Source organism: Tepidiforma bonchosmolovskayae, assembly GCF_008838325.1.
In the GTDB taxonomy this organism is placed as follows: domain Bacteria; phylum Chloroflexota; class Dehalococcoidia; order Tepidiformales; family Tepidiformaceae; genus Tepidiforma; species Tepidiforma bonchosmolovskayae.
Window position 1 is genome coordinate 1,001,223 of record NZ_CP042829.1, and the last position, 25,364, is coordinate 1,026,586.

15 protein-coding genes and 1 CRISPR repeat array are annotated in these 25,364 nt (G+C 68.9%); of the genes, 3 read left to right on the forward strand and 12 right to left on the reverse strand.

Features of this window, described 5'->3' with window-relative positions; translation table 11 throughout:
- Positions 1–8: 8 nt before the first annotated feature.
- Positions 9–782: a type III pantothenate kinase gene (locus Tbon_RS05160; protein WP_158066631.1), complete on the reverse strand. Its 774-nt coding sequence runs from the start codon at positions 780–782 to the stop codon at positions 9–11.
- A 179-nt stretch (positions 783–961) separates the two neighbouring features.
- Here Tbon_RS05160 and Tbon_RS05165 point away from each other — a divergent pair, with 179 nt between their 5' ends.
- Positions 962–3,013 (forward strand): RecQ family ATP-dependent DNA helicase, encoded by a 2,052-nt coding sequence (locus Tbon_RS05165; RefSeq protein WP_192498170.1) that lies wholly within the window; start codon positions 962–964, stop codon positions 3,011–3,013.
- A gap of 164 nt (positions 3,014–3,177) precedes the next feature.
- Here Tbon_RS05165 and Tbon_RS05170 read toward each other — a convergent pair whose 3' ends face one another.
- Complete coding sequence (locus Tbon_RS05170; protein ID WP_158066633.1) at positions 3,178–3,711, reverse strand: hypothetical protein; 534 nt, start codon at positions 3,709–3,711, stop codon at positions 3,178–3,180.
- A 50-nt stretch (positions 3,712–3,761) separates the two neighbouring features.
- Between Tbon_RS05170 and Tbon_RS05175 the strand changes: the two genes are divergently transcribed.
- Both Tbon_RS05175 and dapB read left to right on the forward strand, forming a co-directional pair.
- The gene (locus Tbon_RS05175; protein ID WP_158066634.1) at positions 3,762–4,661 is read left to right on the forward strand and encodes an alpha/beta fold hydrolase; all 900 of its coding nucleotides are present in this window, start codon (positions 3,762–3,764) and stop codon (positions 4,659–4,661) included.
- 27 nt (positions 4,662–4,688) lie between these two features.
- Positions 4,689–5,468: a 4-hydroxy-tetrahydrodipicolinate reductase gene (gene dapB, locus Tbon_RS05180; protein ID WP_225734712.1), complete on the forward strand. Its 780-nt coding sequence runs from the start codon at positions 4,689–4,691 to the stop codon at positions 5,466–5,468.
- Positions 5,469–5,482: 14 nt separating this feature from the next.
- Here dapB and Tbon_RS05185 read toward each other — a convergent pair whose 3' ends face one another.
- The 10 genes from Tbon_RS05185 to csb2 form a co-directional block, all read right to left on the reverse strand.
- A complete protein-coding gene (locus Tbon_RS05185) occupies positions 5,483–5,905 on the reverse strand; it encodes a PilZ domain-containing protein (RefSeq protein ID WP_158066635.1) in 423 nt (140 codons plus the stop codon).
- A gap of 46 nt (positions 5,906–5,951) precedes the next feature.
- Positions 5,952–7,523 carry a fatty acid--CoA ligase gene (locus Tbon_RS05190; protein WP_158066636.1) on the reverse strand — a complete coding sequence of 524 codons (1,572 nt, stop codon included), beginning with the start codon at positions 7,521–7,523 and terminating at the stop codon, positions 5,952–5,954.
- 135 nt (positions 7,524–7,658) lie between these two features.
- Positions 7,659–7,823 (reverse strand): hypothetical protein, encoded by a 165-nt coding sequence (locus Tbon_RS13765; RefSeq protein ID WP_192498171.1) that lies wholly within the window; start codon positions 7,821–7,823, stop codon positions 7,659–7,661.
- Positions 7,824–7,863: 40 nt separating this feature from the next.
- A complete protein-coding gene (locus Tbon_RS13770; RefSeq protein WP_192498172.1) occupies positions 7,864–9,276 on the reverse strand; it encodes an MSCRAMM family protein in 1,413 nt (470 codons plus the stop codon).
- A gap of 190 nt (positions 9,277–9,466) precedes the next feature.
- Positions 9,467–11,188, reverse strand: coding sequence for a hypothetical protein (locus Tbon_RS14140; RefSeq protein WP_225734713.1), 1,722 nt, complete (start codon positions 11,186–11,188; stop codon positions 9,467–9,469).
- Between the two features lie 415 nt (positions 11,189–11,603).
- Positions 11,604–17,550: a CRISPR direct-repeat array (repeat unit 36 nt; unit sequence CCCTCAATGAAGCCACCATCTGGAGATGGTGGAAAC).
- Between the two features lie 261 nt (positions 17,551–17,811).
- Positions 17,812–18,105 carry a CRISPR-associated endonuclease Cas2 gene (cas2, locus tag Tbon_RS05205; protein ID WP_158066637.1) on the reverse strand — a complete coding sequence of 98 codons (294 nt, stop codon included), beginning with the start codon at positions 18,103–18,105 and terminating at the stop codon, positions 17,812–17,814.
- Positions 18,106–18,115: 10 nt separating this feature from the next.
- Positions 18,116–19,819 (reverse strand): CRISPR-associated endonuclease Cas4g/Cas1g, encoded by a 1,704-nt coding sequence (gene cas4g/cas1g, locus Tbon_RS05210; protein WP_225734714.1) that lies wholly within the window; start codon positions 19,817–19,819, stop codon positions 18,116–18,118.
- 52 nt (positions 19,820–19,871) lie between these two features.
- Positions 19,872–20,885: a type I-G CRISPR-associated protein, Cas3-extension family gene (locus tag Tbon_RS14370; protein ID WP_158066638.1), complete on the reverse strand. Its 1,014-nt coding sequence runs from the start codon at positions 20,883–20,885 to the stop codon at positions 19,872–19,874.
- The gene (gene cas3g / locus Tbon_RS05220) at positions 20,878–23,883 is read right to left on the reverse strand and encodes a type I-G CRISPR-associated helicase/endonuclease Cas3g (protein WP_158066639.1); all 3,006 of its coding nucleotides are present in this window, start codon (positions 23,881–23,883) and stop codon (positions 20,878–20,880) included. Before cas3g ends, Tbon_RS14370 begins: the two co-directional genes overlap by 8 nt.
- Positions 23,876–25,363, reverse strand: a complete 1,488-nt coding sequence (csb2, locus tag Tbon_RS05225; RefSeq protein WP_158066640.1) for a type I-G CRISPR-associated protein Csb2 — start codon at positions 25,361–25,363, stop codon at positions 23,876–23,878. Before csb2 ends, cas3g begins: the two co-directional genes overlap by 8 nt.
- Position 25,364 lies beyond the last annotated feature (1 nt).

The window sequence follows — 25,364 nt, forward strand, 5'->3', positions numbered from 1 at the left end:
CCCCGTGGTCAGTCGCGGTCGCGGTTGAGTTCGTAGATGAGGCGGAGGCCGATGAGGGTGAGGTCGCCGTTGACGATGTCGATGCAGTCGGTTTCGGAGGCGACGAGGGAGGCGAGGCCGCCGGTGGCGACGACGGGCGGGTTGCCGCCGAGTTCGCGCTTGAACCGGGCGACGAGGCCTTCGACGAGACCAACGTAGCCGAAGAGGATGCCGGACTGCATCGCGTGGACGGTATTTTTGCCGATGGCGGCGGGCGGCCGTTCGAGCTGGACGCGGTAGAGCATGGCGGCGCGTGAGAAGAGCGCCTCGCTTGCGATGCCGATGCCGGGTGCGATGGCGCCGCCGAGATAGTCGCCCTGTTCGTTGACGGCATCGAAGACGGTGGCGGTGCCGAAATCGACGACGATGACGGGGGTGCCGTAGAGGCGGCTGGCGGCAACGGCATCGATGATGCGGTCGGCGCCGAGCTGGCGCGGGTTGTCGTAGAGGATGCGGACGCCGGTGCGGAGCCCGTGGCCGACGAGGAGGGGTTCGACGCGGAAGTACTTGCGGCAGACCTGCTCGAACGTAGGGATGAGCGGCGGGACGTCGCAGCCGATGATGCAGGCGGTGATGGCGCGGGCGTCGATGTCGCTGTAGTCGAGGAGGGAGAGGATGAGGACGCCGTATTCGTCGGGGAGCTTTTCGCGTTCGACGCCGATGCGCCAGGTATCGACGAGGGTTTCGCCGTCCCAGAGGCCGATGTGGATGGAGGTGTTGCCGATATCGAAGGCGAGGAGCATGAGGTGGGTTTACCGTCCTGGCTTCGGGCCATTGGTGGCGGTCCCGGTGCCGGGGGCAGGATAGCTGAAAGAGGGTGGAGGGAGAAGGGAGCAGGGAGCGGGGAGCGGGGAGCAGGGAGCGGGGAGCGGGGAGCGGGGAGCAGGGCGGGTTTCGCACAGGTGTTCTATACTGGGGCGCTGTGCCGGGTGAGCTGTTGCGCAGGGCGCGGGCGGTGCTCCGCGATGTGTTCGGGTACGGGAGCTTCCGGCCGGGGCAGGAGGCGGTGATCGCCGACGTGCTGGCGGGGCGGGATACGCTGGTGGTGATGCCCACGGGCGGCGGGAAGAGCATCTGCTACCAGGTGCCGGCGCTGGTGCTGGAGCGGGGGCTCACGCTCGTGGTTTCGCCGCTGCTGGCGCTGATGAAGGACCAGGTGGATGCGCTGCGGGCGATGGGCGTGCCGGCGGCAGCCATCACCTCGATGCAGGAGCCGGAGGAGCAGCGGGCGGTGCTGGCGGCCTGTGCGCAGGGGCGGGTGCGGCTGCTCTACGTGGCGCCGGAGCGGTTCCAGTCGGGCGCGTTCCTTGCGGCGCTGCGCGGGCTGGAAGTCGCGCGGCTGGCGGTCGACGAGGCGCACTGCATCAGCCAGTGGGGGCACGATTTCCGGCCGAGCTATCGCGACCTCGGGGCGCTGCGGGAGCGGCTCGGCTTCCCGCCGACGGTAGCGCTGACGGCGACTGCGGACCCGCTGGTGCAGCAGGACATCACGGAGCGGCTGCGGCTGCGCGAGCCGGCGGTGCACGTGGCGGGGTTCGACCGCCCGAACCTGCGGCTCGAAACCCTCCGGGTGAGCAGCCTCGGCGAGAAGGCGGAAGCGGTGGCGGAGGAGCTGGCCGGCCTGCGGGGGGCTTCGGCGATTGTCTACTGCGCGACGCGGCGGCGGACGGAGGACCTGGCCGCCGAGCTGCAGCGGCGCGGAATCCGCTGCGCGACCTACCACGCGGGGATGGCAGACACCGACCGGCGACGGGTGCAGGATGCGTTCGCCCGGGATGCGGTGCGGGTGATCGTGGCGACGAACGCGTTCGGGATGGGCATCGACAAGCCGGACGTGCGGCTGGTGGTCCACCACGACCTGCCGGATTCGCTGGAGTCGTACTACCAGGAGGCGGGGCGGGCCGGACGGGACGGGGACCCGGCGCGGTGCCTGCTGATCTCCAGTCCGCGGGACCGGGGCCTGCGGGAGTACTTCATCGACATGGCGCACCCCTCGGCGGAGCGGGTGCTCGAGATCTACCGGGCGCTGGCGGCGGCCGAGGGACGGCGGGTGCACGTGCGCGACCTGATGCGGGAGGACGACGAGCCGGGGTTCAACGCGGCGGTGCAGACGCTGGTGGAATCGGGCGTGGCGGTCAAGCAGGGGTGGATGCTGGCAGCGACCCGCCCGGACGGCGAAGCGCTGATCGACACGGCGATGCTGGAGGCGCACCGGGAGCACTCGTTCAGGAAGCTCGACGCGATGGAGGCGTACGCGCAGTCGCGGACCTGCCTGCGGGCACGGGTGCTGGAGTACTTCGGGGAGACGCCGCCGGCAGCGTGCGGGAACTGCGGGCCGTGCCTCGCGGGGGAGCGGGGCCGCGAGGCGGAGGGCCGGCCCGCGGCCGAGGAGGCGCTCTTCCAGGAGCTGCGGGCGATCCGCCGGGCGCTGGCGGAGGCGGAGGGCGTGCCGCCGTACATCGTGGCCTCGGATGCGGTGCTGCGGGAGATGGCCCGGCGCCGGCCGCGGAACCGGGCGGAGATGCTGGCCGTGCCGGGTATGGGCCGGGTGAAGTTCGAGCGGTACGGGGAGCAGTTCCTTTCGGCGACGCGGGCGGCTGCGGGCGCGGCCGGGCCGCGGCCGGCGGCGCCGGGGCGCCTTGCCCGGCCGGCGGTGCGGGAGGCGGCGACCTTCGCGCCGACGGTGCGGGAGACGCTCTCGCTGTATGCCGACGGGCTGCGGGACATCGGAGAGATGGCGAAGGTGCGGGCGATGGCGCCGGCGACGATCGTGAGTCACCTGGCGGAGCTGATCGCGGCGGGGGCGATTCCGTCGCTCGAGGGGCTGGTGGCGCCGGAGAAGGTGGAGCTGGTGCGGGCTGCGGCCGGCGGGCAGCCGATCAGGTCGCTGCGGCCGCTGAAGGAGCGGCTGGGGGATGCGGTGAGCTACGACGAGCTGCACCTGGTGCGGGCGTGGCTGTCGCGGAGGAAGTAGAAGTAAGGGAGGAGGGAGCCCCGCCCGGCCTCGCCGCCGCCCCGAGGGAGGAGCGGGGAGCAGGGAGCAGGGAGCAGGGAGCAGGGGGGTTTATGGGCGGCAGTGCATGCTTCGCCCCCGTTCTCGTCACCCGGGGCGGGAGGGCGGAGGAAGCGGGGGCTCCATCATCCCTGCTCGGCGCGGCGGTACTCTTCGACCATGCGGCGGCGGCGTTCGAGGACGTCGGCGAGGGTTTCGCCGAGGGCGGCTTCGAGGCGGCGGACGCGGGCGAGGTCGTGGGCGGCCCAGCGTTCAAGGTAGGCGGCGACGGTGACCGGTTCGCCGGCGAGCAAGCCGCGGCGTTCGAGCTGGCGCGGTTCGAGGGCGCGGACGATGGCAAGGGTTGCCTGGCGGTGGAGGGCGAAGTCGGCGAGGATGTGCTCCTTGCGGTCGCGGGTGCGGTGCCGGCCGGCCGGCCAGGCGGCGCGGTCGAGGACGTGGAGGACCGGCTCGGGCTCGGCGAGCATGCGTTCGAGCCCCGGCCGGAGGGCGAGGACCTCTTCGTCGCGAAACCAGGCGAGCCAGAGGCGGGGCGTCCAGCCCTCCCGGTCGGCATCGTCGAGGCGGGCGTCATCGGCTTCGGCGACGAGGTGGGCGAGGGTCGTGGGCGTGCTGGCGAGGACGGCGAGGGCTTCGGAGAGCGGCTGCGGGAGGGTCATAGGGAGAGGGTAGCAGGTGCGCTGCGGACCGCCGGGCTAGACTGTTCGCTATGAACGAAGGAATGCGAACCGATGCGCCCCGCGCCTTCCGGGTGCCCGGCGACGGGGTGGAGCTGCAGGCGTACGAATGGGCCGGCGAGGAGCCGGCGGTGTTCTTCGCGCACGCGACGGGCTTCCATGCGCGGTGCTGGGACCAGGTGATCCGGCGGCTGCCGGGCGTCCGGGCGATCGCCGTCGACATGCGGGGCCATGGGCTGAGCGACAAACCGGAGCCGCCCTACCGGTGGTCGCACTTCGGCCGCGACGTGGCGGCGGCGGTCCGGGCGCTGGGGCTGCGCGGCGCACTGGCGGTCGGCCATTCGAAGGGCGGGCACGCGGTGACGCGGGCGGCGGCGCTGGAGCCGGGCGCGTTCGGGGCGCTGCTGCTGGTGGACCCGGTCATCGGACCGCGCGGCTTCCGGCGGGAGATGGGCGAGGACGAGCACTTCGCCGCCCGGCGCCGGAACGCGTGGAGTTCGCCGGAGGAGATGTTCGAGCGGTTCCGGGGACGGGAGCCGTTCTCGCGGTGGGACCCGGAGGTGCTGCGCGACTACTGCACGTACGGGCTGGTGCCCAACCCGGAGGGGGAGGGCTGCGTGCTGGCGTGTCCGCCGCGGATCGAGGCGGCGGTTTACGCGGGCGCCTATTCGGACCCGGAGGGCGACGACGTCTACGACGCGCTTGCGCGGGTGACGGTGCCGGTGCGGGTGCTGCGGGCGCGGCAGCGTGCGGCGGATGCGCCGATGGACATGAGCGGCTCGCCGACGGCGCCGGACCTCGCGCGGCATTTCGCCCGCGGGGAGGACGTGCCGGTGCCGCAGTATTCGCACTTCATCCCGATGGAGGACCCGGGCTTCGTGGCGGGGCAGGTGCGGGAGATGCTGGCGCTGCTCACGGGGGCGGCGAAATGACCGGGCAGAAGGGGCTACAATCGGGCCGTGACTGAGCTTTCGGTGGTGATCAGCGGGACGGGCCGGATGGGCCGGCAGGTTGCGGCAGCGGTGCTCGCGGAGCCGGGCATGACGCCGGCGGCGTACATCGACGGGCTGGCCGAACGGGGGGCGATGGACGGCATCCCGGTGTTCCGGGAGGCCGGAGTCGGGCTGGACGAAGCGAAGCCGCACGTGGTGGTCGACTTTACGAACGCGGCCTGGACTCCGGTGATTGCCAAGGCGGCGCTGGAGCGGGGCATCCCGCTGGTCATCGGGACCACCGGGCTGAGCGCCGATTTCATGGCGTGGCTTGAGGCGGAAACGAAGGCGCGCGGCGTGGGCGCCGTGGTTGCGGCGAACTTCGCGATCAGCGCGGTGCTGATGATGCACTTCGCGAAGCTGGCGGCGCAGTTCTTCGACCACGCGGAGATCATCGAGCTGCACCACGACGGGAAGGCGGACAGCCCTTCGGGAACGGCGAAGGCGACGGCGGAGGGGATGGTGGCGGCGCGGGGGCGGCCGTTCGTGCACCCGGAGCCGGAGGTGGAGACGGTGGCGGGCGCGCGCGGGGCGGAGCTGGGCGGGGTGGCGATCCACGCGGTGCGGCTGCCGGGGCTGGTCGCGCACCAGGAGGTGATCTTCGGCGGCCAGGGGCAGCTGCTGACGATCCGGCAGGACAGCACCGGCAGGGATTCGTTCATGCCGGGCGTGCTGCTCGCAATCCGCGAGGTGCTCGGGCGGCGTGAGCTGGTGGTCGGGCTCGACCGGCTGCTCGGGCTGGCGTAGCAGCAGCGGGCCGTTCAGGCGCCGCGGCGGCCGGCGTAGGCGCGGCCGTACGGCCCAAGCCGCTCCCCGGCGAGGTCGGCCTGGCGCGCGGTGAACCGGCGGCGGAGGGCCGAGACCAGGGGCGCGAGTGCGCGGGCGGCTTCCGGGTCGCGTTCGAAACGGAGCCGGACGATGAGCCCGCCGAAGGGGTCGGGGTCGACCGTCACGAGACGGGCAGGGATTTCGGCATGCCATTCGCCGCCGGGCGTTTCGAGGCGGAGGACGACGGTCTCGGTGGCGGGGACCGGCTGGCGGACGGTCACAGCGGCGCCGGCGATCGAGATATCGATGAGCGCGCCATCGGCAATGACGCTGCCGCCGGCGAGAAGGCGGCAGGGGAGGTCGGCGGGCACACGCGGGGCACGCCGGCGGGAGGCGACGCCGTTGAAGGTCTCCATACTCTGAGTTTCGGACGGGATTGCGCCGGCGTTCAGGCCGGGGGCGTCAGTTGACCTGGCGCTCGCGGCCGGCCCAGTAGGGTGCGCGGAGTTCGCGCTTGAGGATCTTGCCGGAGGGGTTGCGCGGGAGCGCTTCAGCGAAGTCGATCGACTTCGGCACCTTGTAGCCGGCGATCCGTTCGCGGGCGAAGGCGATCAGCTCCTCGGGCGTGACCTCCATCCCGGGCTTCTTGACGACGATCGCCTTGACGGCTTCGCCCCATTTGTCGTCGGGGACGCCGATGACTGCGACGTCGGCGACTGCGGGGTGGCCGAAGAGGGCGGACTCGACCTCAGCCGGGTACACGTTTTCGCCGCCGGAGACGATCATGTCTTTGACGCGGTCGTAGATGTAGACGTAGCCGTCGGCGTCCATGTAGCCGGCGTCGCCGGTGTAGAACCAGCCGTCGCGGATGGCTTTGGCGGTCTCCTCCGGGAGGTTCCAGTACCCCTTCATCACCTGCTTCGAGCGGCAGATGATTTCGCCGACCTCGCCGACGGGGAGGTCGCGGCCTTCGGGGTCGACGATGCGGAGTTCGACGCCGGGGAGCGGCTTTCCGCAGGAGCGCATGCGGGGGTTGCCGTTGGGGTCGTGGTCTTCGGGCGGGAGGTAGGTGACGGCGCCGGTGGTTTCGGTGAGGCCGTAGAGCTGGGCGAACTGGCACTTGAAGGTGGCGACGGCGTTGCGCAGGAGGTCGAGCGGGATGGGCGAGGCGCCGTAGGCGATGAACTGGAGGCTGGAGAAGTCGGTTTCCTGGACGCCGGGCGTCTGCAGGAGGAAGAGGAGGACCGCGGGGACGAAGATGGCGCGGGTGACGCGGTACTCGGGGATGACCTTCAGGATTTCGGCGGGGACGACGTCGCGGAGGACGATGTCCTTCGCGCCGGCGTAGAGGCCGACGATGCCCCAGCCGCTGCCGGCGATGTGGAAGAGGGGCATGACGACAAGGTTGACATCGTTGTCGGACCAGCGGGGCCCCCAGCTGCGGACAGCGCCGGGGAGGAGGGCGAAGAAGTTGCCGTTGGTGAGCTGGGCGCCCTTGGGGTGGCCGGTGGTGCCGCTGGTGTACATCTGGATGGCGACGTCGTCTTCGCCGGTGGGGACGCGCGGGTCTTCGGCGGACCGGGCATCGCGCCATTCGGGGTAGTACTGCCAGCCCTCGTGCGGGGCATCGATGGCGATGACGGTTTTAACGGTCCGCAGTTCGGGGAGGATCTTTTCGATGACGGGGAAGAACTCCTGGCCGACGAAGAGGGCTTCGGCCATGGCGTCATTAATAATGTAGGCAACTTCGGGCGGCGCGAGGCGCCAGTTGACGGCGACCATGACCTGGTTCGCCTTGGCGGCGCCGAAGAGGACTTCGAAGAAGCGGTCGGAGTTCTTATCGAGGTAGGCCACGCGGGCCTGGGGGCCGAGGCCCGCGGCGATGAGGCCGTTGGCGACGCGGCTGGCGCGCTCGTCGAGTTCGCGGTAGGTGGTTTCGCGGCCCTGGTAGACGAGGGCGACGGCGTTGGGGCGCGCGGCGGCGTGGGTGCGGGTGATATCGGCGAGGCAGGCGATATCGATGTCGGTGGTCACGCGGGCCTCCGGTGCACGTGGTGGCACGGGATCGTGCCACCTGACTGGCCGTCTGGCAAGGCGCGGGCCGTGGGGGGACGGACCGAGGGCGCCCGGGGTATACCCGGGCGCCCTCGGGAGGATGGGTGCGGAGGCTCAGGCGCGGCGGCGGCTCAGCGCGAGGAGGCCGAGGCCGGAGGCAAGGAGGACGAGCCCAGCGGCGAGCGGCCAGCCGGGGAGCCCGGCAGCGGGCGCGCCCGTGCCCGTGGCGGGCGGCCGGGGCGTGGGCTGAGCGGTGACTTCGCCGGCCACGGAGGTCACGGACGGAGTCGGCGACGGGCTGGGCGACGCGGTCGGCTGCTCAATCGGCGCGGGCGGAGCGGGCGTCGCGGGCGGGGCAGGGGTTGCCGGCGGGGCGGGCGGGGGGGGGGGGGGTGGGAGGCGGCGGCGGGGGCGCGCAGCGCGGGTCGGCGGGGTCGACGCACGGCGGGTTGAAGTCGCGGATGTTCAGGAAGTCCACCGTCACCGTCTCGCCGCCCTGCTGCGGCTGGACCGTCTGCGTCACGAACTGCGGCGTCCAGCCGGGCTGGAGCGTCTCGGTGATGGTGTAGCTGCAGCCGACCGCTGGCGGCAGGTCCGGGAATTCGACGACGCCGTCCGCGCCGGTTGTCCCCGTCAGCGGACCCACGCCGCAGCCTTCGAGCGTGAACTGCCAGCCCGGGCCGTCGGAGGTGAAGCCGACGACGTTCAGGGTCTTATGGACGCGGATGGTGACGGGGCAGCGCGCCGGGTCGCCCTTGAGGATGACGGAGGCCGAGTCCTGGAGTTTGACGTCGACCTTCGGGAACGTCGAGTACGGCATCGTCTCGGCGAGGAGGTGCACCATGGCAGTGTTGGAGATGACCTGGTCCTCGCAGGTGCGCTGCGGGAGCTGCTTCGGGCGGACGCGGAACCGGATTTCGAGGCCGTTGACGTCGGCAGAGAAGGACTTGCATTCGTCGTTGCGCAGGGCGAACGACGCGAGGCCGTATTCGAACCAGGGCATTGGGGGCGTACCGCAGCTGGCCTTAACGGCGTGCGGGCCATCGATGACGGACACGCCGGGGTCGTAGAAGTTGATGTGGAGCGAGTCGGGCGTGCGGAGCCGGTAGCTGCTGGAGAGGACGATATCGAAGGCGATGTCGGCCGGGTCATCGACGACGGGGATGACCGGCGTCTTGGTCAGCGAGAAGGCGTCGAGCTGGGCGGCGCTGCCGGTGCGGTTGATGATCGTGACCGTACAGTCGGGGGCATTGCCTGCGCCAGGACTCGGCTCCTTGAGTTCTTCGAGCGCACACGTTCCGGGGTAGAGGAAAAGGACGGCGCCGCCGGCCGGGAGCGGCACGGGCAAAGAGGCGCCGCCGCCGCGCGGCTGGTAGGTGAATAAGGCGGTCCAGGGGGCCTGGGGTTCTTCATAGATGAGTACCTTCGTCGGCGTGTCGAAGGTGAACTTCTCGCAGACAGCGCCATTGGGACCGGGCGTTGTGATGACCGGCCAGAAGTTGTTGCTGCCGACCTTGATGGCGAACTTCGCCTCGGACTCAAGGCGTTCGACGCCTTCGACCTGCTTGCAGACGACGAGCGTGGCCTGCTGCGACTGGACCTGGGCTGCATCGGAACCGTCGAGGACGACGGCGCGGGCCGTAGCGCCGAACGCCGCAAGGGCAAGGAGCACCATGCCGACGAGGGCTGCGGGCCGGGTGAGCGAACGACAAATTCTGACCGTGGAGCGCACGCTGCGTTCCTGCCTCCTGGGAGAACGGGAATAGGTGTGCCGTGCCAGCGGACCGGACCGGGGCTGACTCGATCTGGACCGCTGTGCGCCCCGAGTCTTACACCCAATCGCGACATCCGTTGCCGTACAGCGAAAGTTTGGTGGGTTCCGGGGGGCCGGAATTTATAGAAATTCCGTGAAAATTTGCGGGTCAGCGGCGGCGGGCGAGGGCGAGGAGGCCGAGGCCGGATGCGAAGAGGAACAGGCCGGCCGTGAGCGGCCAGCCGGGGAGCCCGGCAGCGGGCGCGCCCGTGCCCGCTGCGGGCGGCCGGGGAGTGGTCCCGGGGACGGCGACGCCTGCAACTGTGGTCACTGAGGGGGGCGGCGAGGATGCGGGTGAAGCCGTCGCCTGCTGCTCCGGGTCCGCAGTGGCGGAGGGGGCCACGAACGAAGGGCCTGGTGGCGGTGCCGGCGGGTCGGGAGACGCCTGGTCGGGCGAGGTCGGAGGCGGCGGCGGGGGCGCGCAGCGCGGGTCGGCGGGGTCGACACACGGCGGGTTGAAGTTGCGGATGTTCAGGAACTCCACCGTCACGGTTTCGCCGCCCTGCTGCGGCTGGACCGCCTGGGTCACGAACTGCGGCGTCCAGCCGGGCTGCACCGTCTCGGTGATGGTATAGCTGCAGCCGACCGCTGGCGGCAGGTCCGGGAAATCGACGACGCCGTCCGCGCCGGTCGTGCCGGTCAGCGGTCCGACGCCGCAGCCTTCGAGGGTGAACTGCCAGCCCGGGCCGTTGGAGGTGAAGCCGACGACATTCAGGGTCTTATGGACGCGGATGGTGACGGGGGCTGCGCGGACCGGCGCCGGGCTGGAGCCGGCCGCAGCGGACGGGGTGGCCGTGGCGGTCGGCGTCGGGGTAGGCGTCAGGGTCGCGGTGGGCGTCGCGGTGGCGGTGGGCGTCGGCGTGGCCGTGGGCGTCGCGGTGGCGGTTGGGGTGGCGGTCGGCGTGGCGGTCGGGGTGGCGGTTGGCGTGGCGGTCGGGGTGGCCGTCGGGGTGGCGGTGGGGGTCGGGGTGGCCGTCGGGGTCGGCGTGGCCGTCGGGGTCGGCGTGGCGGTTGGCGTGGCGGTTGGCGTGGCGGTTGGCGTGGCGGTCGGGGTCGGGGATTCGTAGGCGACCCGGACGCAGACGACCGTCCGCTGTCCGGCCACAATTGCGACGGTCGGCGGGACTGCGTTCCAGGAGGCGGCGTCCCCAGGCGGGCAGGCAGCCGAGGTGCCGTACGACCCGGCGGCCCAGCCAGTCACGCTCCAGCCAGCCGGCAGTGTCGACGCCGCCAGCGTGTAGTTTCCCGCAGCCAGGCCAACCGGCGTGCCGAACGAGCCGACCTGTACGCTCCAGCTGGCAACAGCGGTCGCGTCCTGATTGGAGGTTCCCGAGATCGTGGCGGACCCCGGCGGACTTGCTGATGCAGGGTCGAGCGAAGCGCCGACGATGAGCACCCCGCCGGAGAAGGTGTTTCGGACGCAGACTTTCTGGTTGCCGGTCCCGGGAGGGATGGCGCCCGAGGTGCCGATGTAGCCGCTCGCCGGGCAGGGATCGGTGGTTCGTGAAAGCACCTTGTAGCCGCCGAGGGTCCAGCCGGACGGCGGGGTGTTTTCGGTAACGATGTGCTCGAGGTTCTGCGGGACGGTGAAATCCTGGAACAGCTGGGCCGTGGACGCCGACCACGACGCACTGATGCCACTGCCGCCGCCGTTGGTGATGGTCCCGGTGAAGGTCGTCGGCGGGGCGATACCATACGTATCCACGATGACCTTTTCGACGCGAATGGTGCGCGTAGCGTTCGTGGCCCGGGCGCCGGCAGCCATGACGGTGAGGATGCCGGCGAGCAAAATGACGAAGAAGAGGGCGACCAAAGCGGGGCGCGGCAGCACCGGGCGCACTCCTGACAAGGGGTCCGCTCACGAGCCGGTCGCCGCTCACGACACCGCCTGTTTCCCAGCCTGCGGGACGCCAACCCGGAAGCGGCGGGATTGTGGGGAGGCGGTCAGGAGGGTGTCAAGGGGGCTGCGGGAGGGTGGACAGGAACTGGCATTCCCGGCATTGCGATTCTGTATCTCCGGGGTCGGTTAGGGTGGCCCGGGTCTGAGCCGGGCGACGCGCCGGCCGGCGGTACAGCGGGCCTGCTTCCACCGCGCGGAATAGCTGCCAGGCGGACGGGGGATGGCGCGTGTGCCGAATTAAGGGGCTCTCGATGAGTGGCGGGGTTCGTTCGTGCGCAGCCGCGCAGCGGGCATCGCGTTCCGTGGGAACCTGGGCGGTCGGCGCCCAAACTGGGGAACGCTCTCCCCCAAAATGAAGCCACCATCTCGAGATGTTGGAAACGGACGCCCAGAAGGATTCGTGAACATGAACCATCAGTCCCTCAATCAAGACACCATCTGGAGATGGTGGAAACCTCGGGAGTGTGGACCCACCTGCGCTGATCCTCAGAACGCCCTCAATGAAGCCACCATCTGGAGTGGTGGAAACACCGCGCGACCGAATCGCTCGACGACGTGCAGGAGCACCCTCAATGAAGCGACCATCTGGAGATGGTGGAAACGGGCACAGCCAACGCAAGCGTTTTCAATCTCGTCGCCCCTCAATGAAGCCACCATCTGGAGATGGTGGAAACATACTCCCCCCCTTGGGTCGCCTCGACCCCCCATCCCGGGGCCCTCAATGAAACCACCATCTGGAGATGGTCTCAACAACCAGCAGATTCGCTGGAATGATGCAGACAGCCAACCCTCAATGAAGCCACCATCTGGAGATGGTGGAAGCTGGGTTGGTGATGAGGTTTTCGAGCAGATAGTCGCGCCCTCAATGAAGCCACCATCTGGAGATGGTGGAAACGCGTCCTTGAACGGCGTGAGCCCGGCGAGCGCGTCGTCACCCTCAATGAAGCCACCATCTGGAGATGGTGGAAACTGCCGTTTGCAAATATCGCCCGCGTTGCCACGACTACGCCCTCAATGAAGCCACCATCTGGAGATGGTGGAAACACAGCTGACTGGCGGCTGGCTGCCCTCGGATGAGGGCCCTCAATGAAGCCACCATCTGGAGATGGTGGAAACTCGTTTGGCGCCCCGCAGTTAACGGCAACGCCATCCACCCTCAATGAAGCCACCATCTGGAGATGGTGGAAACCTCGGCGAGCGGCGTTGGGCATACGCCCGGGCCGCCCCTCAATGAAGCCACCATCTGGAGATGGTGGAAACGCCAGCCTTGAAGCCGACAGCACCGTTGGATGCAACCATCCCTCAATGAAGCCACCATCTGGAGATGGTGGAAACCGGTGGAAAACCCTGCGAGGAACGATGACGGCTCGCTGCCCTCAATGAAGCCACCATCTGGAGATGGTGGAAATCTCACGATGGTGCCGGACCTCTTCCGGAAGGCCGGCGGCCCCTCAATGAAGCCACCATCTGGAGATGGTGGAAACTATATCCATGATTTTTTGCCGCAGAATAGACATTGTCCCCTCAATGAAGCCACCATCTGGAGATGGTGGAAACGCGCCCTCGCTCGTGTCCCAGTGGGGTATTGCCATCTACCCTCAATGCAGCCACCATCTGGAGATGGTGGAAACCAACAACTCGGTCAACACCATCGACAACATCGACTGGGCCCTCAATGAAGCCACCATCTGGAGATGGTGGAAACCATGGATCTGCCCGACGTGGATTGCGCTCGGCCACCAGGCCCCTCAATGAAGCCACCATCTGGAGATGGTGGAAACAAGGCCATTCACCACACGCTCCCGAGATACGTATCGCCCCTCAATGAAGCCACCATCTGGAGATGGTGGAAACGTCAGGCGCTGGAGGTAGCTGTACGGGTCGGCGCTCCCCTCAATGAAGCCACCATCTGGAGATGGTGGAAACGGGCGCCCGCGGGAATCGGCCCCGGGCGAAACCCCGAGGCCCTCAATGAAGCCACCATCTGGAGATGGTGGAAACAGGAGGGACGTAGCGGCCACCCGGCGGACCTTGCCGGCCCCTCAATGAAGCCACCATCTGGAGACGATGGAAACCCGGAGATCGTGAACCAGCTTGCAAAGGTTATGCGCCCCTCAATGAAGCCACCATCTGGAGATGGTGGAAACGTCAGGCGCTGGAGGTAGCTGTACGGGTCGGCGCTCCCCTCAATGAAGCCACCATCTGGAGATGGTGGAAACGCCCAAGGGCAGCTACGCGTATGTGATCTTCTTTTTTCCCTCAATGAAGCCACCATCTGGAGATGGTGGAAACACGGATGGCCCGCATCGATAGTCACGATTAGTCAGGATCCCTCAATGAAGCCACCATCTGGAGATGGTGGAAACTCCAGCTGCTTCCTGAGCTGCTCCGATAGACGGATGGCCCTCAATGAAGCCACCATCTGGAGATGGTGGAAACCGCCGGCGTGCGGCCTGCGGGGACTGCCGCGCAGAGACAGCCCCCTCAATGAAGCCACCATCTGGAGATGGTGGAAACCGCCGGCGTGCGGCCTGCGGGGACTGCCGCGCAGAGACAGCCCCCTCAATGAAGCCACCATCTGGAGATGGTGGAAACCACGACGGCCACCTCGCCCTCCTCCGGCGCATTCCGCCCTCAATGAAGCCACCATCTGGAGATGGTGGAAACTTGCCGTGCGGCAGGAGGAGACGATCACGCCGCGCGGCCCCTCAATGAAGCCACCATCTGGAGATGGTGGAAACCATAGGGCATGCCACTGGGCCAACGGCGAGGGCGGCGACCCTCAATGAAGCCACCATCTGGAGATGGTGGAAACCAACCTAGCCACGATAAGGACGTATCGACTCCACCCTCCCCTCAATGAAGCCACCATCTGGAGATGGTGGAAACATGGTGAACTCCCAGCCGTTGTAGCGGGTGGAGAGCTCCCCTCAATGAAGCCACCATCTGGAGATGGTGGAAACGAACAGCTCCTCGTTCGAGATCGCGAGCGAGCCGTAGTCCCCTCAATGAAGCCACCATCTGGAGATGGTGGAAACAGCATCTTGCCGGGCGGATTGAGCCCTCTCAATCGCCCTCAATGAAGCCACCATCTGGAGATGGTGGAAACAGCATAGCGTCCCGGGACTGCCACGTGCCGGTGGCGATCCCTCAATGAAGCCACCATCTGGAGATGGTGGAAACAACAGCTGCGCCCACCTGAGGGAGGCTGGGGCTACGACCCCTCAATGAAGCCACCATCTGGAGATGGTGGAAACCGGCGGCTCGTGACAATGACTACGGGCCGCGGCTCCGGCGCCCCTCAATGAAGCCACCATCTGGAGATGGTGGAAACCTGTGCCGACCGGGTCGTCCAGCGCGGTCGCCGCGCTCCCTCAATGAAGCCACCATCTGGAGATGGTGGAAACTCGGCGGCGGCGGGGACCAGGTGCGGCCGCGACGGCACCCTCAATGAAGCCACCATCTGGAGATGGTGGAAACGCACGCGCCGCGCCGCATACGCCGCCGCCACGCACGCGTGCCCTCAATGAAGCCACCATCTGGAGATGGTGGAAACTCCGTGACGCATGCGCAGAAAGTGAGCGGTGGCGGAACCCCTCAATGAAGCCACCATCTGGAGATGGTGGAAACGCGCGCGGGTCAGCCGCGCGCGCGGCATCGGCCGATGCCCCCTCAATGAAGCCACCATCTGGAGATGGTGGAAACTCGAGAAGTGCAGCTGTGGAGCCCGGCGGCGCGTTGAAGCCCTCAATGAAGCCACCATCTGGAGATGGTGGAAACACGATCTCGTCTTTGGCATTGCCCGCCCGCTTACCCTCCCTCAATGAAGCCACCATCTGGAGATGGTGGAAACGAAGGGCCCGCCGCGCGTCTTTCTTGCCGGTGGCCACGATCCCTCAATGAAGCCACCATCTGGAGATGGTGGAAACGTGACGGGGCCTGAGGGCCAGACCAGCTGGCTCGACAACCCTCAATGAAGCCACCATCTGGAGATGGTGGAAACAGCCACGAGGTCATGGGCGATGTCCCGGTGAAGGTACCCTCAATGAAGCCACCATCTGGAGATGGTGGAAACGGCCCACCCCGCGTCGCGGAGTGTCTCGACGAGCCACCACCCTCAATGAAGCCACCATCTGGAGATGGTGGAAACGCGCAGGTTCGGCGGGCGTGACGCCCGCCTTGAAGGCGGTCCCCTCAATGAAGCCACCATCTGGAGATGGTGGAAACACCCCGAGTTCGCCGAACTGGTCGACGCGGCGGCGTCGCCCTCAATGAAGCCACCATCTGGAGATGGTGGAAACGCGCGCGCGAGGCGACTGTTGCGGCTGCTGCGGGAGCGCCCTCAATGAAGCCACCATCTGGAGATGGTGGAAACGGCGGCAGTCCCCGGCGAACAGGCAGGGTCAGCATGTCCCTCAATGAAGCCACCATCTGGAGATGGTGGAAACGCAGGAGTCCAGCGATGCTGATCACTGGCACCTTTGATGCCCTCAATGAAGCCACCATCTGGAGATGGTGGAAACGCGCACCTCGCTCGTCCGAGGCGTCGGTGGTTCGGGGGCCCTCAATGAAGCCACCATCTGGAGATGGTGGAAACGGCCGGGCCCGTGCTAGCTGGCGCTGGCCGTCCTATCCCCTCAATGAAGCCACCATCTGGAGATGGTGGAAACCCGGCGCCATCTCCGCGGCCCTGATCTATCAGGCCCGGGCCCCTCAATGAAGCCACCATCTGGAGATGGTGGAAACATGGTGAACTCCCAGCCGTTGTAGCGGGTGGAGAGCTCCCCTCAATGAAGCCACCATCTGGAGATGGTGGAAACGTCACTGTACTTCGTCCCGAACCCGGGATTCCATGGCCCTCAATGAAGCCACCATCTGGAGATGGTGGAAACCAGCAGCTCCTCGCGGCGCAGGAGGCGGGCCGCCAGCTCCCTCAATGAAGCCACCATCTGGAGATGGTGGAAACGACAGGCGGCCACCCGGAGCCTTCACCTCGACCGCAACCCCTCAATGAAGCCACCATCTGGAGATGGTGGAAACCCTCGACCTCGAGACGCTGCTGACGACGCCGATACACCCCTCAATGAAGCCACCATCTGGAGATGGTGGAAACCATCAGACATCCACCGGCGAGCGGCTGAACGTGACCACCCCTCAATGAAGCCACCATCTGGAGATGGTGGAAACCTCGAGTTCCCGGCAACACTCCGCCGGGAGCCCAACCCTCAATGAAGCCACCATCTGGAGATGGTGGAAACCTGCTCGACCATCCCCCGCCGCGCGAGCTGACCGAGCAGCCCTCAATGAAGCCACCATCTGGAGATGGTGGAAACCCGGCAGCGGGGTAGCTGCCGTCGCGGATGCTGCTCCCTCAATGAAGCCACCATCTGGAGATGGTGGAAACTCGAGGATGCCGCCGATGAGGCCGCGGATGATGTCGATCCCTCAATGAAGCCACCATCTGGAGATGGTGGAAACGCCGAGGCGCGCAGCCCCGTGATGCGCCAGCGCGGACCCCCTCAATGAAGCCACCATCTGGAGATGGTGGAAACTCCATCGCGCCGAGGATGCCCTCCTTGAGCGTGGGCACCCCTCAATGAAGCCACCATCTGGAGATGGTGGAAACCGACGCCGACCGCCAGGAGGTCACCGTCACCCTCGTCCGCCCCTCAATGAAGCCACCATCTGGAGATGGTGGAAACGCGAGGACCTCCATCGCCTGCGTCACCTCGCCCGCCGACCCTCAATGAAGCCACCATCTGGAGATGGTGGAAACATGGCGTACACGTCGGCGCCGGAGTTGACGATGATACTCCCTCAATGAAGCCACCATCTGGAGATGGTGGAAACCTGTGCTGGCGTTACCGCCGCCGCCGCCGCCGCCAGGTCCCTCAATGAAGCCACCATCTGGAGATGGTGGAAACGCGCCGGCAACCGAGGCGACGATGTTCAACTGACGCTCCCCTCAATGAAGCCACCATCTGGAGATGGTGGAAACTCATGGTGCCGATGATGGCAGGGGTTGCGCGCCATGTCCCTCAATGAAGCCACCATCTGGAGATGGTGGAAACTCGACGGAAGGACGTTCCAGGCGCGGATTGTCCAGGTCCCTCAATGAAGCCACCATCTGGAGATGGTGGAAACGATTTGCCAGAGGCCGAAGCTTGTGCGGTCGTTGCACGCCCCTCAATGAAGCCACCATCTGGAGATGGTGGAAACTACTTGGAGTTCGTTCTCCGCCTGCAGGAGCCCAACTGCCCTCAATGAAGCCACCATCTGGAGATGGTGGAAACCGCTGGCCCCGACCAGGCCCGCCGGGATACCTCTTTTGAATCTGCAACGGGCACCCGGGAGCGGCTCACGCCGGGGGTTTCGAGCGCCTCCCAGCAACCTGGTGCTGCAGGGGCCCTGCCAGGCCGCCTCGGAAGGATAGCATGCGCCGCCGGGCTTCTGTACAGGTTCGTTTTCGAGGGTTGTTAAGGTCTGGCGCTCCTTCGAGCGGTTTGAGTCTACCGGGCTGGTCAAGGGGGCGCTCGAAGGGGACCAGCGGCGGCTCAGTAGATGGCTGGGCCCTGCCGGGGGAGGGTGGGCGGCCGGCCGAGGATTTCGGGGACGACGGCGCGGCTGCTGGCGGGGACGCCGAGGTCGAAGATGGCGACGCTGTCGTCGTCGCGGTCGATGAGTTCGAGGAGTTTGCGGCGGAGTTTGATGAGTTCGGGCCGGGTGAGGTCGCAGAGGTAGACGGAGTACTGGAGGCGGGTGCCCCAGCCGAGCATTTCGCGGTAGACTTCGCGGAGGCGGCGGTCATTGGTGATGTCGTAGGCGACGAGGTAGCGTCGGCGTTCCATGGGGGGTGTGTCAGCGGGTTTCGAATCCCTGGTAGGCGGGGAGTTCGCCGAGGAGGACTGCGGCGAGGAAGCGGGGCTGGAGGTCGAGGAGGCGCCGGTAGCTGAGGCGGTAGCGGAAGCGGGGGTGGGTGATTTCCTGTTCGAGCCTGCGTTCGTAGACGCGGAGGAAGGTGCGGCGGCCGTCGTCGGTGAGGGTGTAGCCGGCGCCGATGCGGCGGACGTGGGCGGAGGTGATTTCGCCGTTGTTGAGGGCGGTGATGACGACGGAGTCGGCGATGAGGGGCCGGAATTCTTCGGCGAGGTCGAGTGCGAGGGCGGGGCGACCGAATTTGGGTCTGTGGTAGAAGCCCCAGTAGGGGTCGAAGCCGATGAGCTGGGCCTGGACGGTGAGGTCTTTGGTGAGAAGGGTGTAGGCGAAGGAGAGGAGGGCGTTGACGGGGTCGCGCGGGGGGCGCCGGTTGCGCCCGCGGAAGAGGTCTCCGGGGGTGAAGGGGAGGTCGCGGCGGAGCATGGCGGGGAAGGCGTTGAAGTAGAGGCGGGCGGCGTAGCCTTCGATGCCGCGGAGGGTGTCGCTATCGGGGGCGAGGCGTGCTCGGGCGACGGCGTCGGCGAGGCCTTCGAGGGTGCGGCCGATTTCGAAGCGGCTGTTGCGGCGGAGGAGGGTGCGCTGGTTGCGGATCTTGGCGATGACGAAGGTGCGGGCGAGTTCGAGGGCTTCGGGTTCGGTGAGGGTGAACTGGCGGCGCCGGAGCTGGATGTTTTTGCCCATGAGGCCGCTGGTGAGGCCGAGGAAGCGCCCGCCGCGGGTGAGCCAGGCGATGGGGGTTTCCTGTGCGAGGAGGGCGTGGAGGGCGCTGGTTGAGATGGTGACGGTGCCGAAGGCGGCGACGTGGCTGATATCGATGGGGCGGATGCGCGTTGGTTCGCCGTCCCTGGGGGCGACGATGAAGTGGTTGCCGTCTTTTCTGAGCTGGGTGCCGTAGCCGATGAGGTAGAGGGGGCGGGCGGCGGGCTCGCGGGTGATGAGGGTGCGGGGGCGGGCGGTTCTGCGGTGGAGGAGGAGGTTGAGTTCATCGGGCATGCAGTAGCCGACGAGGGCGCAGGCGGGGCATTTGGGGCTATCGACGAGGGGCGGGGGCGCGTCGGGCTGGCCGGCGGTTTCGCGGGCGCGGGCGATGGCGGCGAGGGTCTGCTGTTCGAGCTCCGGGGTGATGGGGACGGTGACGCGTTCGCCGGTTTCGGCGAAGTAGATGACGCCTTCGCGGCACTGGTAGCCGGCTTCGCGGAGGAGGAGGGCCTGGATGGCGAGCTGGACCTGCTCGGGCTCCCAGACGCGGGCGGGGGTGGGCGCGGGGCGGCCGCGTTTGTAGTCGACGGGGCGGGCGGCATCGTCGAGGAATTCGACGAGGTCGATTTTGGCGGTGACGCCGAGGGTTTCGGAGCTGAGTTCGAAGGCGCGGGCTACCTGGCGGACGCCGGGGCCGGGCTCGGGGGCGGTCCCGGCGGGGGTATCGACGCGGCGGTGGAGGTCGGTGCCTTCGGCGGTGTCGTCGTTGTCGGCCCAGAGGCCGCGGACCCATTCGAGGTAGAAGAGGCGCGGGCAGTAGACGAATTCGTTGACCATGCGCGCGGGGAGGAGGGGCGCAGGTTCGGGTTCGGGGCCGGGTTCGGCGGCGGCCTCTCGGGGGATCGTGCGGTCTTCGCGACTGATCACATAAAGATGTTCGGCCGGTTAAGACCGAGGGACAGCGGGGCGGTGCGGCGGGCTAGCGGGGGGCGGGCCAGAGGAGGACGGCGGGGCCGAGGGGGCCGTCGCCCTGGGTGCGGGTGCGGCGTGAGGAGCCGTAGACGCCGGTGATGCCGAGGGCCCTCAGGCGGGCACCGCCGGCGACCCGGGGCGTTCCGCGGTTTGGGACCTGGACGGCGAGGTCGGGATGGTTGAGGAGGACGCGGACCGAAGGCGCGTTGAGCGGGGGGCGCCAGACGGGCCAGACCAGGGAGCGGCGGGTGGCGCCGGAGTAGAGCTGGACTTCCTGCCAGCCTGCGGTGCGGAGGCGGCCGTCATCTGCGAGGGGGAAGAAGCGGATGGCCATGACGGCGAGCCAGGTGGGGGAGGGGGCGCCGGCGTTGCTGGGGACGCCGGCGGTGCTGACCTGGGCTTCGCGGATTGCGCGGGCATCGAGGTTGGCGCCGGTGTAGCCCTCGAGGCGGATCCAGCCGACGAAGGCGTCCTCGGGCATGCCCGGGGTGGCGGCGACGTACCTGCAGGCCTGGTCGTAGTAGGAATCGCGGAACTTCATCTGGCCGAAGGGGGCGTTGAAGGGGGTGAGGCGGATGCGCCCCTCGGGGCCGTCTTTATCCAGGGTATAGGGGGCGACAAGTGCGGCGACCCAGCGCGCAAACCAGCGCTCTCCGGATTCCCAGCGGCGGGCGGCGTCTTCGCAGGTGGCGCGTGCGGCTTCGCGGGACATGCGCATGGGGTCGGCGCCTTTGGCGGTGTCTGCGGGGTGGCGGTTTCGGTACGGGAATTCGGGCGGGCAGCCGGGGATGGCGGCGTCGGCATTGAGCAGGCGCCTGGCAACCTCGCGGAGGGCGTCGGCGAGGTCGCGGGTGCCGGTGTAGGCGTCGGAGACGAAGACGGCGTGGGGTGCGGTTCCGCCCTCCCAGCGGAGGCGCACGGGCTGGATTTCGCCCTGTTCCGCGAGGGCGAGGACGCCGAGTGCGGCGAGGAAGCCGAGGGGGTCGTTGCCTCGCAGGGCGGGGGCCGGGATTTCAGGCATGGGAGCCTCCGGGTGGCAGCGGGCTGGCCGAGAGGGGCGGCACCTCGCCGGCGTCGGCCCCGGAGCCCCGGGCGGCGGCGAGCTCGGAGTCCTTCATGTCGGCGAGGCGGACGATGGTTTCGAGGAGAGCGAGGCCCCACCAGCCGTACCGGTCGTTGAGCTGTTCGAAGCGGGCGGGGTGCTCCCAGTCAACCTGGTATCGTTCGCCGGGGACGCTGACGGTGACGCCTTCGATGTCGAGGGTGGTCTCGGGCGCGTTGGCATCGTCGATGGGCGGGAGGAGGGGCCGGCCGCGGCCGTGGTGGGCGACGACGAGGTAGTGGACGAGGTCGAGGTCGACGCCGTCGAAGAGGTCGGGGCGGGCCCGGGCGAGGGCGCGGACGAGGCGGGCGGAGACGGCTTCGTGACGGAAGCCGGGAGGGAGCTGGGCGAGGCGGTGGGCGTTGCGGGCGACTGGGTCGCGGGGGTCGCGGCCGGACTTGGCGCGGGGGGTGCCGGCAAGGGCGGCCAGGGCATCGCCGTCGTACAGAGCGGCCTGGAAGCGCGGTTCGGCCTTGCCGATGTCGTGGAAGCGGCCGGCAAGTTCGACGGCGCGGACAAGGTCCGGGGCGAGGCCGAGGCGCTCGGCGAAGTCGCGGGCGAGGTCACCGACGCGGGTGGAGTGGTCGATGAGCGGCACGGGCGTGCCGGCGGAGAGGGATGTCGAGAGCGCGTCGTCGTCGGAGCGGTCCGCGCTGGTGGCGGACACCTCGCGCTGCTCAACGAGGCGGACGACGGGCCTGCCGGCTTCGGCGACGCGCCAGCGGCCGGTCTCCGGTTCCCGTTCGGGGAGGTACGCATCCCACCGGCGCTGGCGGATGCCCTCGGCGGCGTCGCGGTAGAGTCCGGCGAGGGGCTCGGGGACGAGGGACGCGAAGGCCTCGCAGATGGCGGGAAGGGTACCGTCGAGGTCCTCCGGGTCGAGGCGGGCCCAGGCGTCGAGGATACGGGCTTCGGCCTCCGGTTCGGTGGCGTGGGAGAGGGCGATGGACGGCGCGAGGCGAAGGGAACGCCGGCGGCGGGAGGGCGCGAGGTCGGCGACATCGGGCACGGGCCGGGGGGCGGCAGGGTCGCTGCGGCGGCCGGTCCATCCCCAGCGGTCGTGCCCGCCCTCGAAGCTATCGACGATGATGGTGGCGTTCGGCTGGAGTGTACTGGGGGACTGGACCGGGGCAGGCGGTTCGTCGGGCCCGGCGTAGAGGACAGCGCGGGCAACGCGGCCGTTCGACCGGTCCTCGGCCCCGGCCTGCTCGCTGGCGGCGGATTCGATGTCGGCATCGATCGACTCGGATGGTGTGCCCGCAAGAAAGGCGCGCGCCTCGGCGAGGGGGACGGCAACGGTCTCCCAGTCGCTGACGGGGGCGAGGTCGAGCCAGCCCGCCCAGTCTTGCGGGTCGACGTCCCGGGGGAAGGCCCGCCATGCGACGTAGACCTGCGGGGCACCGCCGCGCTGGAAGCCGTGCAGGAACGGGGCCACGGGCTGGTCGACGGCAGGGAGGGGCGAGGTTTGGGCCCAGCGCTCGACGTGGGCGCCGAGGAGGACCGGGGTGAAGGTCGGGTCGACATCGGCGTCGGGCGGGGCTTGCCGGCGGAGCTGGAGGACACCGCGGTAGGAGAAGTCGAGGCTGGCGCCGGGGGAGGCCTGCTCGAGGAATTTCCAGGTCGTCTGCGTGGCCCTGCCGTAGATGGGGTCTTCGTCGTGGGTCTGCGGGCAGTAGACGATGCGCGAGACCGCCTCGTGGGGATTGCCCATGCGTCGGACGCGGCCGAAGCGCTGGACGAGGGATGCGAGCGGGGCGCACTCGGTGACGATGGCGTCAAAATCGAGGTCGGCGCCGACTTCGACCGTCTGCGTGGCGACGAGGCTGAGCGCCGCGCCGGGGGGCGGGCTGCCGCTGCGGAACTGGTCGAGGATTGCGGGGACGAGGCGTTCGCGTTCGAACTCGCGGACCCGGCCGGTCAGGAGCCAGGCAGCGCCGGGTCGGCGCTTTTCGAGGTGCTCGAAGGCAGCCCGGGCGGCCTGGACGGTGTTGCACAGGACGGCGTAGCGGCCGGGCGCCTCGGCGAACCCGGCGAGCCGCTGCGCGAGTTCGGCGCCAAGCGCCCGGTAGCGCTCGACGCCCTTGCCGCGGACGTTGACCTCCTCCAATTCCGTCGGCTTCGGGACCGTGAGGCGCCGCTGCGCGACCTGCGCGGCCGGCGAAACGGCGGCCGTTTCAGTTTCCAGAGTGGCGGTCAGCCGGTCGTTGGCGCTGCCGGCGGTCCGGGCTGTTGCGCTCATGAGGGTGTGCCGCAGATGCGGCAGGGCAGCTTCGGCGGAGGCGCGCTGGAGCCGGCGGACCCGGTCGAGCGTTTCGGCCAGGGGCTCGGCGATGTGGGCTTCGTCGACGACGACCCAGGCGTCGAGACCGCAGAGGGCGGCGTTGATGGGCGCCATCGACGGGGTGACGCCATAGCCGCGGAAGAGCAGCCGGGAGCCGAACTGGTCGACGGTGCTGACGACAACGGCGGGCTGGTGCGGGCGGTCGAGCCAGCGGGCGTCCCACGTCACGCCGCCGCGCATGCGGACGGCTTCGAGGGGCCGGGCATCGGCGCCGGCCAGGCCCTGCAGGGCGGCGGCGACGCGGGCAGCAACCGGGCCGGCCGGTGCGGCCGGGTCGAGCCGCTCGACGAGCTGGCGAGCGAGCTCGTAGCTGCTATCGACGATGACGCGGCGGTCAACGACGTAGATGAGGCGCAGGGGGAGGGTGCGCGCAGCCGGCCCGCGGTCTTCGAGCGAGGCGGCAAGGGCGAACGCCCATGCGATGATGACCGACGTTTTGCCGAGGCCGGTGGGCACGTCGACGAGGTCCGGGACCTCGCCGCCGCAGAGCCGTTCAGCGAGCCGCACCTGCCAGGGGAACGGCTCCCGGCCGGTCACCTCGCGGAAGAATGCCGGAAAGGCCGCTGGCTCAAGCATCGCGCGGTTCGGCCTCACGTGCTGCGGAGGTGGCGGGTGAGGTGACGGGAACGCAGAGGCCAAGGCCGTAGTGGCGCATCGACCCGATCACGACCGGCCCCCTGACCGGCGCGGCGAATCGGAGGTAGAGGTGCCGGTAGGGCCGGAACCCCTCGCGGTGGCCGGGGCGGGTGGTCTCCCGCGGGTGAAGGTCGAGGGCGCCGGGCAGCGTGCCGGAAAAGGGCCGCAGCGCGGAGGTGATTTCGACGGGCTCGGGGAGACCGGAGTTCAGGATGGTTTGCCGGATGAGGGCAGGTATCTCCGTCCGGTCCTTTACGAACCGGTCGAGGACGGCGGGGTAGGCCGTGACCCAGGTATCGGACGGCCGGGTCCACCGCCAGGCCTGGAGCGCCAGCGGGGCGCGCCGCTGTTCCACGGGCGCAAGCCGCTGCAGCGTGAACTGTCCCAGTACGGGCGAAGAGAGGCCGCGCTCGGCGGTGGCGCCCAGCGCCCACCAGAGGTCGCGGAGGTCGGCCGGTTCCAGTTCCGGGACGGCGACAGCCAGGCCGATGATGTGGCCATCGGCGTGGGGGTGGCCGACGAACGGCAGCGCGAGGAATGCGCAGCGCGGTGATTCGGACGGGCCGTGCCCGTGCACGGCAGGGAGGGGCCGGGGGAGGTTCGCCATGACCGCCTTGCGGAGGAGGTCGGTGAACTCGACGGCATGGCGACCGTCGCGCTGTGGGCCGCCGAGGGCGAAGATGACGAGTTCGCGGAACGGGCCGCGGATTGTGGGAGGATGCGAGCGGCGGACACGGGGCCGGTAGTCGACGTAGGCGCCCACTGCCCAGGGGTCGCCCGGTTTCCCGGCGTTTTTCCGCTCGTGGGCATCCCGGAGTGCTGCCAGGGCGCCGCTGAAGGGCACGCGGACCGGGTAGGTGGGAAGGTCCGTGCTCTCCGGGTCTTCTTCCCGGGAGCTGGCCGGGACGAGGACACCTTCTTCGAGGACCCCCGCGTCGACGACCTCGACGATGACCGGGGAGGTCGAACGTCCGAGGTAGGGAACGCGACGGCAGAGTGACGCCAGGAGGGCGCGCTCGGCGTCGGTGAGCGGGTCGTCCTCCCAGCTATAGAGGATGTCGGGCGAGCGGGGCACGAAGCGCGCCCAGCCGCGGGCGCCGTTTGCTAACCTGCCGGGCAGGCTGGTCGACTTCGCCTCTTCGACTTTTTTCGCGGTCTTATTGATCGGGACCCAGGCCTGGCGTTCGAACGCCATCTCCGGGGCATCGGCGAGGGCCGGGGGATCGGCGACGATGGCGGGCGGCTGGAGCTGTTCAAGCTTTTCGAGGAGCTCGACTTCGGGCGGGTCGGTGTGGTCGGCCACGGCGACGAGGGCGGAGAAGAGCCGCATCCACGAGGGCGGCCACTCCGCAGCGCCCGGGTCCTCGGGCGCGCCGCCCTCGAAGGTTTCGCCGAGGAGCTGGCACCGGATGGCGAGCATG